The organism is Aeromonas sp. R6-2 (assembly GCF_040908155.1).
Classification (GTDB): domain Bacteria; phylum Pseudomonadota; class Gammaproteobacteria; order Enterobacterales; family Aeromonadaceae; genus Aeromonas; species Aeromonas schubertii.
The window spans coordinates 26,767-38,447 of record NZ_JBFODE010000036.1 but is presented as its reverse complement, the minus strand read 5'-3'; the positions used below and the strand labels follow the sequence as shown (position 1 = coordinate 38,447).

Below are 11,681 nucleotides of genomic sequence, written 5' to 3'. Positions count from 1 at the left end.
TGTTTCCATGCCGAACACAGAAGTGAAACGCCGTAGCGCCGATGGTAGTGTGGCAGATGCCATGCGAGAGTAGGACACTGCCAGGCACCCAATTTAGCAATATGCTAACCGAATGCGGAGCGGTAGTTCAGTCGGTTAGAATACCGGCCTGTCACGCCGGGGGTCGCGGGTTCGAGTCCCGTCCGCTCCGCCACTGAATAGAGAAGCCCAGTCGAGAGACTGGGCTTTTTCTTTATGCTCAACAGTCATGGCGCAGTGGTGTCGCCGGCCTGCTGAAGGGGGTCGGGTGGTACCCTCTGCCTCTGCCTCTGCATCTGCATCTGCCGTTGGCGCGGTGGCCACGCAGCCTGAATAGAGAAGCCCAGTCGAAAGACCGGGCTTTTTCTTTATGCTCGGGCTGTACCGATGCAGTGGCGTTGCCGGGCTACACTCTCAGCGCCAGCCGCCGGTGTACTTGCTTTCTCAGTGGTGCTGACACAAACGGTGAGCATTGAGGTAGTAGCGCGCTCCACCTCCCTTGTGTCGCTGTACCAGGGCGATGACTTCATCATCTTTCTGATAGGCCCACTCTTCCTGGATTTGCTCCAACGGCGGACGGTGGATCCCCATGGCAGCCAGATACTCATTAAACTGACTGGCATTGCCGATTTCGGTGAGTCTCTTCTTCATCGCTCCCTCCCGTGCTGGCTTGACCTGATGACAGGATAGAGGTTGCGATCTGTATGAATCCTTAACTGGGCGAAAAGTGGGCTTTGATAAGGCGGCCGTGGTGAACCCATGGCATGAATAGTCTTTTCTCTTGATGTAAAACGTTTTTCATGTAGGATGCCGGCCGTTTGTCCGCAGATTGGGAGACGATGATGTCACAAGATAATGAGTATGGTTTGGGGGCGGTTCCCCAATCGGCCCGTAAAGGAACCCTGTCGCTGATGTTGGTCATGTTGGGATTAACCTTCTTCTCGGCCAGTATGTGGACCGGTGGCTCCCTGGGCACCGGGCTCGCCTTCGACGACTTTTTCTGGGCCGTGCTGATCGGTAACCTGATGCTGGGAGTTTACACGGCGGCTCTGGGTTATATCGGTGCCACAACCGGTCTCTCTACCCATCTGCTGGCGCGCTATTCATTCGGTAGCAAGGGTTCCTGGTTACCATCACTGCTGCTCGGTAGTACCCAGGTGGGGTGGTTCGGTGTCGGTGTGGCCATGTTTGCACTGCCGGTGCAGAAGGCGACCGGTATCGATGCCGGATGGCTTATCGCCTTCTCCGGCCTGCTGATGACGCTGACCGTCTATTTCGGCATCTCGGCCCTGATGGTATTGAGCTTTGTGGCGGTGCCGGCGATTGCCCTGCTCGGTGGCTACTCGGTATGGTTGGCGATCGGTGCCAGCGGCGGTGTCGAGACCCTGGTCGCCCTGACGCCGGCCACGCAGATCCCCTTTGCGACTGCCCTGACCATGGTGGTTGGCTCGTTTGTCAGCGCCGGCACCCTGACCGCCGATTTCGTACGCTTCGGCCGCACGCCGCGCAGTGCCGTGCTGGTGACACTGGTGGCCTTCTTCATCGGCAACAGCCTGATGTTTATCTTCGGTGCCGCCGGGGCTGCGGTGACCGGCCAGGCCGATATCTCGGAGGTGATGCTGCTGCAGGGGCTCCTGATCCCCGCCATCCTGGTGCTGGGCCTCAATATCTGGACTACCAACGACAATGCCCTCTATGCCTCCGGCCTGGGCTTTGCCAACATCACCGGCCTGCCGAGCAAGCATCTGAGCGTTATCAACGGTTTGGTCGGTACTGCTTGCGCCCTGTGGCTCTACAACAACTTTGTCGGTTGGCTGTCGTTTCTCAGCATGGCCATTCCGCCGGTAGGGGGCGTCATCATCATGGACTTCCTGCTGTATCGCCGCCGTTATGGTAACTTTGCCACAGCCCGTTTCGAGACGGTACGCTGGCAGGCGCTGCTGGCAGTGGCGCTGGGTGTGGCGGCCGGTGCCTGGTTGCCTGGCATAGTGCCGATTAATGCCGTGCTCGGCGGATCCCTGAGTTATCTGCTGCTGTGCCGTCTGAGCGCACAGTCCACCCCATCCGTGGAGGTTAATCAATGCTGATCGAGAATGTCCGTCTGCCCGGCCAGAGCGGTCTATGGCAGATCCTGTGTGAGCAGGGCACCATCAGAACCATCGCCCCCATGGGTCAGTCCCTGCCGGCGGAGACCGTACTGGATGGGGAGGGAGGGCTTGCCATACCTCCCTTTGTCGAGCCGCACATCCACCTCGATACCACCCAGACTGCCGGCGAGCCGAACTGGAACCTCTCCGGCACCCTGTTTGAGGGGATCGAGCGCTGGGCCGAGCGCAAGGCCTTGCTGACCCACGAGGATGTGAAGCGCCGCGCGACTCAGACGCTGAAGTGGCAGATCGCCAATGGTATCCAGTTTGTGCGCACCCACGTGGACGTGTCAGACCCCGAGCTGGTCGCCCTCAAGGCGATGCTCGAGGTGCGCGAGGAGATGGCCCCCTGGGTGGAGCTGCAGATCGTCGCCTTTCCTCAGGAGGGGATCCGCTCCTTCCCGAACGGGCTGGAGTTGTTGGAAGAGGCGCTGCGCCTGGGCGCCGATGTGGCGGGAGCGATCCCCCACTTCGAATTCACCCGAGAATACGGCGTCGAGAGCCTGCACCGCATGTTCGAGCTGGCCGAGCGCTACGACACCCTGATCGATGTGCACTGCGACGAGATCGATGATGAGCAGTCCCGCTTCGTCGAGACCCTGGCGACGCTGGCTCTGGAGCGCGGCTGGGGCGATCGGGTCACTGCCAGCCACACCACTGCCATGCACTCCTACAACGGGGCCTATGCCTCACGCCTGTTCCGTCTGCTGCGCATGTCGGGCATCAGCTTCGTGGCCAATCCTCTGGTGAACATCCATCTGCAAGGGCGCTTCGATACCTATCCCAAGCGGCGCGGTATTACCCGGGTCAAGGAGATGCTGGAGAGCGGCATCAATGTCTGCTTCGGCCACGACGACGTGTTCGACCCCTGGTACCCGATGGGTACCGCCAACATGTTGCAGGTGCTGCACATGGGGCTACATGTCTGTCAGCTGATGGGTTACGAGCAGATCGACAAGGGGCTGGATCTCATCACCCATCACAGTGCCCGTACCCTGCATATCCAGGATCGCTACGGCATCGAAGTCGGCAAGCCGGCCAACCTGGTGATCCTGCCTGCGGACAGTGGCTTTGACGCGGTGCGCCGGCAGGTGCCGGTACGCTACTCGGTGCGCCACGGCAAGGTGATTGCCCAGACCCGCCCCGCCGCCACGACACTCCATCTGGCGAGTGACGAGCCGGTCGACTTCCGCCGCTAGGCCCGCGATTAATTGCCGCCCCTGTCACGGGGGCGGTCGAGGGCGCATAATGATCCCCTTTACCAAGGAGTGACTCATGCAAACCTGGTTAATGGTGGCTGCCGGCGGTGCCGTGGGTGCCTGCCTGCGCTTCGGGATTGGCGAGCTGATGGCGCTGCTGCTCGGTCGTCACTTTCCCTATGGCACTCTGACGGTCAACGTCATAGGTTCTTTTATCATGGGACTGGCCTATGCCCTGTTGCAGCACGGCCATGTGCTGGAGCACCCGATGAAGCCTCTGTTGATGGTGGGGTTGCTCGGGGCACTGACAACCTTCTCCTCTTTTGCCCTCGATACCATGGTGCTGATGCAGCACGGCGACTGGTTCAAGGCCGGGCTCAACGTGCTGCTCAACGTCCTGCTCTGCCTGTTGATGGTCTACCTTGCGATGCAGCTGGTGCCCGCCCGGGCTTGAGGTGTCCCGCGGCGGTCAGCTCTGGTAAACTGGCCGTCCAATCTTTGGTCTACAGGTACAGTAGGATGTCTGAGCAGGCTGCCACCACCCATTTTGGCTTCAAGACGGTTGCCACCGATGAGAAAGAGACGCTGGTTGCCGGCGTGTTCCATTCGGTCGCGGCCAAGTACGATCTCATGAACGATCTGATGTCGTTCGGTATTCATCGTCTCTGGAAGCGCTTCACGATCGATTGCTCCGGGGTGCGCAAGGGGCAGAGGGTGCTGGATCTGGCCGGGGGCACCGGCGATCTGACCGCCAAGTTTTCCCGCATCGTGGGGGAGACGGGCCAGGTGGTGCTGGCCGACATCAATGACTCCATGCTCAAGGTGGGGCGCGACAAGCTGCGCAACCTGGGTATCAGTGGCAACGTCGCCTTCGTTCAGGCCAACGCCGAGGCGCTGCCCTTCCCGGACAACCACTTCGATCTCATCACCATCGGCTTTGGCCTGCGCAACGTGACCGATAAAGAGAAGGCTCTCGCCTCCATGTTCCGGGTGCTCAAGCCGGGCGGTCGCCTGTTGGTACTGGAGTTCTCCAAGCCCGAGAGCGAGGTGATGGCCAAGCTCTATGATCTCTACTCCTTCAAGCTGTTGCCCAAGATGGGCGAGATCGTTGCCAACGACAGCGAGAGCTACCAGTACCTGGCCGAGTCGATTCGCATGCACCCGGATCAGGAGACCCTCAAGGGGATGATGGCTCAGGTTGGCTTCGAGGATGTGAGCTACTACAACCTGACCCAGGGCATCGTCGCCCTGCACCGTGGCTACAAGTTTTAGGTCGCCCCATGCCGATGGATGCCCTCATCACTGCCGCGGTCGAGACCGCCTGCAATCAGCTGCTGGCTCGTGACCCCGGTGCCGCCGAGCGCCAGAAGAAGCTGATTGGCAAGACCCTGCGCCTCCATGTGCGTGAGCTCAAGCCCCTCTGGTTTGTCTTCTCCTCGGGCCGGGTCGATGTGCTGGCCCGTTACGAGGGAGAGGCCGATGCCGGTCTCATCCTCAGTCTCTCCGCCCTGGGGCTGCTGCGGGAGCCCACCGCCCTGACCCGCTTCATTCGTGAGGAGCGTCTCGATATCGAGGGCGATCCCCAGCTGGTGCAGGCCTTTGGCAGCCTCTTTGGCGAACTGGCCATCGACTGGGAAGAGCAGATCTCCCGCTACACCGGCGATGTGTTGGCTCACACCCTGATGAGTGGTGCCCGCCGTGGTCGTCGTCTGGTAGAGGCCGAGCTGACACGCAGCCGGCTGCAGCTGGCCGAGTATCTGACCGAGGAGATCCGCCTCGCGCCGGGCCCCCTCGAGGTTGCCAGCTTTAACGACGATGTCGAGGTGCTGACAGAGCGACTGCGTGCCGTCGAGCTGCGTCTGGTCCGCCTCGAGCAGAGGATGGGCGCATGACACCCAAGGAGCTCTCCCGCCTCTATCAGATCACCCGGATCCTGCTGGAGCACGGTATCGATGAACTGGTGCCGGCCCGTTACCAGCCCTGGCCTGCCCGTCTGGCCCGCCGCACTCTCTTCTGGTTCAAGAACCGTCATGGGGAGCGCAGCCGGGGCATGCGGATTCGTCTCGCCTTCGAGGCGCTCGGCCCCATCTTCATCAAGTTTGGTCAGATGCTCTCGACCCGGCGTGATCTGCTGCCGCCGGATATCGCCGAGGAGCTGGCCCTGCTGCAAGACAGGGTGCCCCCCTTCTGCGGTCAGGCGGCCCGTCGTCAGATAGAGGCAAGCCTGGGGGCCCCCATCGAGCAGCTGTTCGACGACTTTGACGAGACGCCGCTGGCGTCGGCCTCGATTGCCCAGGTTCACACGGCACGCCTCAAGGAGAGCGGCCGCGAGATCGTCATCAAGGTCATTCGCCCCGACATCGAGCCGGTGATCGAGGCGGACCTGCGGTTGATGATGACCATGGCGCGGGTGGTGGCACGGATCATGCCCCAGAGTTCGCGTCTGCGCCCGGTCGAGGTGGTGGCCGAGTATCGCAAGACCATAGAGGGCGAGCTCAATCTGATGCGCGAGGCGGCCAATGCCATCCAGCTGCGCCGCAATTTCACCGGCTCAGAGGCGCTCTATGTGCCCGAGGTGTTCACCGACTACTGCCATGAGCATGTGCTGGTGATGGAGCGGATCTACGGCATCCCGGTCTCCGATATCGAGGCATTGGAGGCCAACGGCACCAATATGAAGCTGTTGGCCGAGCGCGGAGTTGAGGTCTTCTTCACCCAGGTGTTCCGCGACAGCTTCTTCCATGCCGACATGCACCCGGGCAACATCTTTGTCTCCTACGAGCATCCGGACAATCCCCGCTGGATCGGCATCGACTGCGGTATCGTCGGAACCCTCAACCGGGAAGACAAGCGCTACCTGGCGGAAAACTTCCTCGCCTTCTTCAACCGGGACTATCGCCGGGTGGCCGAGCTGCACGTGGAGTCGGGCTGGGTGCCTGCCGATACCCAGGTGGAGGAGTTCGAGTTTGCCATCCGCACCGTGCTCGAACCCATCTTCGAGAAGCCCCTCGATCAGATCTCGTTCGGTCATGTGCTGCTCAACCTCTTCAACACGGCGCGCCGCTTCCATATGACGGTGCAGCCGCAGCTGGTGCTGCTGCAGAAGACCCTGCTCTATGTGGAGGGGTTGGGGCGTCAGCTCTATCCCCAGCTGGATCTGTGGCAGACCGCCAAACCCTTCCTCGAAGCCTGGATGCGTGAGCAAGTTGGCCCTAAAGCGGTATTGAATGCCATCCGGGAAAAGGCACCCTATTGGGCGGAAAAGTTGCCGGAGCTGCCGGAGCTGGTCTACGAGACCCTGCGTCAGACCCGCAATCAGCAGCGCCACTTCGATCGGCTGTTCGATGACTTCCGCCGTCACAGCCGACGCCAGGGGCAGGCGCGCTATCTGCTCGGTATGGGGGCTTCCCTGCTGCTTGGCGGCATCGTTCTCTATGCCGTCCAGCAACCAGACTGGGCTGTCCTGAGCCTGGGCGCCGCCGCCACGTGCTGGCTGGCCGGCTGGTTCAAGGCCAGGGCACACTGACACAACAACTCGCGCACGGCGCGTTATAGGAGACTACACATGGGTGGTATCAGCATTTGGCAACTTCTTATCATCGGCCTCATCGTCGTGCTGCTGTTTGGCACCAAGAAGCTGCGTGGTATCGGCGGCGATCTCGGCGCGGCGGTCAAAGGCTTCAAGAAGGCCATGTCTGACGACGAACCGGCTCAGGGCCGCGACGCCGACTTTGACCAGAAGAAGATCGCCGACCAGGGCCAACAGCCACTGGATGCCCAGAAGCAGAAAGACAAAGATCAGGCCTAATCCATGTTCGACATCGGTTTCTGGGAGCTGATTGTCATCGCTGTGGTGGCCCTGGTGGTGCTGGGGCCCGAGCGCTTGCCCGAGGCGGTGCGCACCCTGGCCAAGTGGGTCAAGCTGGTGCGTAACACGGCCAATGCGGTGAAGATGGAGCTCTCCGAGGAGTTGCGGATCCAGGAGCTGCATAACGACCTGAAGAAGGCCGAAAAGCTCAACATGCAGAACCTGAGTCCTGACCTGCAGGCCTCTATCGAGGAGCTGAAGGCGGCCGCCGCCTCGGTCAACCGTCCCTATGCCAAGGATGAGGCCATCACCTCTACCGAGGCACAGGTAGGCGATGGTGCGCCGGAGCCGTCGATTGCGCCTCCGGTGATCGAACAGAAGAAGCAGGAAGAGGTGAAGCCATGAGCGACCCCCAGGCCGAGCAGCCCCTGCTCACCCATCTGATCGAACTGAGAACCCGGCTGCTGCACGCATTGGCGGCCATCATGATCGTCTTTGTGGCGTTGATCTATTTCTCCAACACCATCTATGACTTCGTGGCCCAGCCACTGCTCAGTCAGTTGCCGGCCGGCACCAGTATGATAGCGACAGACGTGGCGACCCCCTTCATCACGCCGATCAAGCTGACGTTGGTGGTCTCCTTCTTCATCGCCATTCCTTATCTGCTGTACCAGGCGTGGGCCTTCATCGCTCCCGGCCTCTATCAGCATGAGCGGCGCATGATCCTGCCACTGGTGGTCTCCAGCGCCCTGCTCTTCTACGCGGGCATGGCGTTTGCCTACTACGTGGTGTTCCCGCTGGTGTTTGGCTTCTTCACCAGTACGGCCCCGACCGGGGTGACGGTGGCCACTGACATCGCCAGCTACCTCGACTTCGTGTTGACCCTGTTCTTTGCGTTCGGGGTGGCATTCGAAATCCCGGTGGCGACCATACTGCTGTGCTGGACCGGGGTCACCAATCCCCAGAGCCTGAAGGCAAAGCGCCCCTATGTCGTTGTCGGGGTGTTTGTGGTGGGCATGCTGCTGACGCCGCCCGATGTCTTCTCCCAGACTCTGCTCGCCATCCCCATGTGGGGGCTGTGGGAACTGGGCCTCTTCTTTGCCCGCTTCTATGTGCGCAAGGACGAGAACGAAACAGAAGATGTATCCGAGGGGGGCTGAGGCCCCCTTCCTCTTTTCAGGGGGGGCTGCGAGGCGTATGGTAGGAGCCCGAATAAAGATGGATGCCGTTTGAAGGTATCCCGGGCAGTGGATGGAGCATGATCGATATTGGGGTGAATCTCACCAGCAGCCAGTTTGTCGGTGAACAGGGGGCCGTGGTGGCCAGGGCGCAAGAAGCCGGCGTCACGGCACTGATCCTGACCGGTACCGATCTGGCCGGCAGCCGCGAGAGCGCCGAGCTCGCCGCCTGCTGGCCGGGCGTCTGCTTCTCCACTGCGGGTGTTCATCCCCACGATGCCAAGAGCGTCGATGACGGGACCCTGTCCGCCCTGCGCAAACTGGCTGCCCTGCCCCAGGTGGTGGCCATCGGCGAGTGCGGCCTCGACTATAACCGCGACTTCTCCCCGCGTCCGGTACAGGATGCGGTCTTTGACGCCCAACTGGCCCTGGCTGCCGAGCTGGGGATGCCGGTGTTCCTTCATTGCCGCGATGCCCATGCCCGCTTTGTCGAGATCCTGCGCCCCTGGCTGCCCCGCTTGCCCGGGGCCGTGCTGCACTGTTTCACCGGCTCCGATGCCGAGCTCGATGAGTGTCTGTCCCTGGGGCTGCACATCGGTGTTACCGGCTGGATCTGCGACGAGCGTCGCGGCGACGATCTGCGCCGCCAGGTGGCACGCATTCCGGTTGGTCGCCTGATGATAGAGACCGATGCCCCCTATCTGGTGCCACGGGATATCCGTCCGCGCCCCAAGCGCAACGAACCCGCTTTCCTGCCGCACATCGCCCGCGTGGTGGCGGCGTGCCGTAACGAGACGCCCGAGGCCTTGCTGGCCCATGTCCGGGCCACCTCGGCGGCCTTCTTCCAACTTCCACTCTAGGAGACAAGCTTATGGCCATTACCCTGCCGGGTGCCTTCCCGGGCCGCCGTCTGCGCCGTGCCCGAGCCAGCGATTTCAGTCGCCGCCTGATGCGCGAGAACGTGCTGACGGTCGACGATCTCATCTATCCCATGTTCGTGCTGGAGGGGAAGAATCGCCGTGAGGCCGTCGCCTCTATGCCGGGGGTGGAGCGAGTCTCCATCGATCTGCTGCTCAAGGAGGCCGAAGAGCTGGTGGCCCTGGGCGTGCCGGCGGTGGCCCTGTTCCCGGTCACTCCGCTGGAGAAGAAGAGCCTGATGGCCGAGGAGGCCTATAACCCGGAGGGGCTTGCCCAGAAGGCGACGCGCGCCCTCAAGGAGCACTTCCCCGAGCTGGGGGTCATCACAGACGTAGCCCTGGATCCCTTCACCACCCATGGTCAGGACGGTATCATCGATGCCGAGGGATATGTGATCAACGACGTGACCACCGAGATCCTGGTCAAGCAGGCCCTCTCCCATGCCGCAGCCGGTGCCGACATGGTCGCCCCCTCCGACATGATGGACGGGCGTATCGGGGCGATTCGCGCCGCTCTGGAGGCCAACGGCTTCGTCAATACCCAGATCATGGCCTACTCGGCCAAGTACGCCTCCCACTACTACGGTCCGTTCCGCGACGCGGTCGGCTCGGCCGGCAATCTAGGCAAGAGCAACAAGGCGACCTATCAGATGGATCCGGGCAACAGTGACGAGGCCCTGCACGAGGTGGCGTTGGACATCGCCGAAGGGGCCGACAGCGTCATGGTCAAGCCGGGCATGCCCTATCTGGATGTGGTTCGCCGGGTGAAGGATCAGTTCGGGGTGCCGACCTATGCCTATCAGGTGAGCGGCGAGTACGCCATGCACATGGCCGCCATCCAGAACGGCTGGTTGAAGGAGAAGGAGTGCGTCCTCGAGTCCCTGCTCTGCTTCAAGCGGGCCGGCGCCGACGGCATCCTCACCTACTTCGCCAAGCGGGTGGCTCAGTGGTTGAAGGAAGAGGCTCGTTAAGGGTCTGCTCAGCACAAAGAGAGGGGGAGCCAATGGCTCCCCCTCTTCATTTCACGAGCGCATCAGCGCATGGTGACAAACTCTTCGGCGCTGGTGGGATGGATGGCGACGCAGTTGTCGAAGTCCGCCTTGGTGGCGCCCATCTTCATGGCGACCCCGAAGCCTTGCAGGATCTCGTCCATGGCGTAGCCGATACCGTGCAGGCCGACCACCTTCTCCTCCGGGCCGGCGCACACCAGCTTCATGCGGGTGGGCTGGCGATGTTGGGTCAGGGCCGAGTACATGGAGGTGAACTGGCTCTTGTAGATCTTGATGTTAGCCTCGCCATATTCGGCGATCGCCTCCGGCTCGGTCAGGCCTATGGTGCCGATGGGGGGGTGGCTGAAGACCACGGTCGGCACCAGCCGATAGTCGAGATGCTCGTTCGGCTTGTTGTTAAAGAGGCGCTCGGAGAGGCGGCGCCCGGCTGCGACCGCCACCGGGGTGAGCTGAATCCGCCCCGTGTTGTCACCGACCGCGTGGATACCCGGCACTTTGGTGTTCTGGAACGGGTCGGTCGGGATATAGCCGCGCTCGTCCGGCTCGATACCGGCGGCACCCAAGTTAAGCCCGTCGGTAGCCGGTACCCGGCCGATGGCCCAGATGAGGCAATCGACCGTCAGGTGACGGCCGTCTTCCAGGTGCAGGGTCAGGCTGTCGTCGGCATTGCGAATCACCTCGCGCGGCACTGCATGGGTGTGCAGCCTTGGCCCCTCCTTCTCCATGACCTCGACCAGGGTCTCCTGCACCATGGGATCGAAGCTGCGCAGGGGGGCATGCTTGCGCACCAGCAAGTGGGTTTCCGAGCCGAGGGCATGCAGCACGCCGGCGATCTCGACGGCGATATAGCCGGCGCCGACCACGGCAACTCGCTTGGGCTGCTGCTGCAGGTCGAAGAAACCGTCGGAGTCGATGCCGAACTCGGCGCCCGGGATGGCCGGGGCCTCGGGACGTCCCCCGGTGGCGATGAGGATGTGGTCGGCGCTGTAGTGTTCACCGTTCACCTCGACGGTGCGGACATCCACGAAACGGGCGAACCCCTTGATGACGGTGATCCGGTTCTTGGCCAGCACGTTGTTGTAGGAGCCGTGGATACGTTCGATATAGGCCTGGCGCGACTCGACCAGCTTGCTCCAGCTGAAGTGGTTGAGGGTGGTGTCAAAGCCATAGTCGGGGCCGTACTTGAGGGCATCTGCGATCTGGCCGGCGTACCACATGGCCTTCTTCGGTACGCAGCCGACGTTGACACAGGTTCCCCCCAGCTCTTTGGCCTCGATGAGGGCCACTTTCTTACCGTACATGGCCGCCCGGTTGGCCGAGGCGATGCCGCCACTGCCGCCGCCGATGGCGATATAGTCGAAGTGCTGGGCCATTGTGGTTTCTCCGCTCATATTGTTTTGAATA

Annotated in this window: 13 protein-coding genes and 1 tRNA gene; 12 read left to right on the top strand and 2 right to left on the bottom strand. The window is 62.1% G+C overall.

Features of this window, described 5'->3' with window-relative positions; translation table 11 throughout:
- Positions 1-116: 116 nt before the first annotated feature.
- Positions 117-193 (top strand) — tRNA-Asp (locus AB5Y48_RS08815).
- Positions 194-462: 269 nt separating this feature from the next.
- Here AB5Y48_RS08815 and AB5Y48_RS08810 read toward each other — a convergent pair.
- The gene (locus AB5Y48_RS08810) at positions 463-669 is read right to left on the bottom strand and encodes a hypothetical protein (RefSeq protein WP_050665381.1); all 207 of its coding nucleotides are present in this window, start codon (positions 667-669) and stop codon (positions 463-465) included.
- Between the two features lie 191 nt (positions 670-860).
- On the opposite strand from AB5Y48_RS08810, the gene codB reads away from it, so the two are divergent.
- From codB to hemB, 11 genes are all read left to right on the top strand, one after another.
- Positions 861-2,105, top strand: a complete 1,245-nt coding sequence (codB, locus tag AB5Y48_RS08805) for a cytosine permease (RefSeq protein ID WP_368164229.1) — start codon at positions 861-863, stop codon at positions 2,103-2,105.
- The gene (locus AB5Y48_RS08800) at positions 2,099-3,364 is read left to right on the top strand and encodes a cytosine deaminase (RefSeq protein WP_136612628.1); all 1,266 of its coding nucleotides are present in this window, start codon (positions 2,099-2,101) and stop codon (positions 3,362-3,364) included. The genes codB and AB5Y48_RS08800 overlap by 7 nt, the downstream gene beginning before the upstream one ends.
- 76 nt (positions 3,365-3,440) lie before the next feature.
- Positions 3,441-3,818, top strand: a complete 378-nt coding sequence (gene crcB / locus AB5Y48_RS08795) for a fluoride efflux transporter CrcB (RefSeq protein WP_050665384.1) — start codon at positions 3,441-3,443, stop codon at positions 3,816-3,818.
- A 65-nt stretch (positions 3,819-3,883) separates the two neighbouring features.
- On the top strand, positions 3,884-4,636 hold the full coding sequence (ubiE, locus tag AB5Y48_RS08790) for a bifunctional demethylmenaquinone methyltransferase/2-methoxy-6-polyprenyl-1,4-benzoquinol methylase UbiE (RefSeq protein ID WP_050665385.1): 753 nt from the start codon (positions 3,884-3,886) through the stop codon (positions 4,634-4,636).
- 8 nt (positions 4,637-4,644) lie between these two features.
- Positions 4,645-5,256, top strand: coding sequence for an SCP2 domain-containing protein (locus AB5Y48_RS08785; RefSeq protein ID WP_368164228.1), 612 nt, complete (start codon positions 4,645-4,647; stop codon positions 5,254-5,256).
- Positions 5,253-6,890: a ubiquinone biosynthesis regulatory protein kinase UbiB gene (ubiB, locus tag AB5Y48_RS08780; RefSeq protein ID WP_368164227.1), complete on the top strand. Its 1,638-nt coding sequence runs from the start codon at positions 5,253-5,255 to the stop codon at positions 6,888-6,890. Before AB5Y48_RS08785 ends, ubiB begins: the two co-directional genes overlap by 4 nt.
- A 39-nt stretch (positions 6,891-6,929) precedes the next feature.
- The gene (gene tatA, locus AB5Y48_RS08775; protein ID WP_050665388.1) at positions 6,930-7,172 is read left to right on the top strand and encodes a Sec-independent protein translocase subunit TatA; all 243 of its coding nucleotides are present in this window, start codon (positions 6,930-6,932) and stop codon (positions 7,170-7,172) included.
- A gap of 3 nt (positions 7,173-7,175) precedes the next feature.
- The gene (gene tatB / locus AB5Y48_RS08770; protein WP_368164226.1) at positions 7,176-7,577 is read left to right on the top strand and encodes a Sec-independent protein translocase protein TatB; all 402 of its coding nucleotides are present in this window, start codon (positions 7,176-7,178) and stop codon (positions 7,575-7,577) included.
- Complete coding sequence (gene tatC, locus AB5Y48_RS08765) at positions 7,574-8,332, top strand: twin-arginine translocase subunit TatC (protein WP_060588029.1); 759 nt, start codon at positions 7,574-7,576, stop codon at positions 8,330-8,332. Before tatB ends, tatC begins: the two co-directional genes overlap by 4 nt.
- A 98-nt stretch (positions 8,333-8,430) precedes the next feature.
- The gene (locus AB5Y48_RS08760; RefSeq protein ID WP_368164225.1) at positions 8,431-9,210 is read left to right on the top strand and encodes a TatD family hydrolase; all 780 of its coding nucleotides are present in this window, start codon (positions 8,431-8,433) and stop codon (positions 9,208-9,210) included.
- Positions 9,211-9,221: 11 nt separating this feature from the next.
- On the top strand, positions 9,222-10,238 hold the full coding sequence (gene hemB, locus AB5Y48_RS08755) for a porphobilinogen synthase (RefSeq protein ID WP_224163655.1): 1,017 nt from the start codon (positions 9,222-9,224) through the stop codon (positions 10,236-10,238).
- 62 nt (positions 10,239-10,300) lie between these two features.
- On the opposite strand, the gene gorA is transcribed toward hemB, so the two are convergent.
- On the bottom strand, positions 10,301-11,650 hold the full coding sequence (gene gorA / locus AB5Y48_RS08750) for a glutathione-disulfide reductase (protein WP_368164224.1): 1,350 nt from the start codon (positions 11,648-11,650) through the stop codon (positions 10,301-10,303).
- Positions 11,651-11,681: the final 31 nt, after the last annotated feature.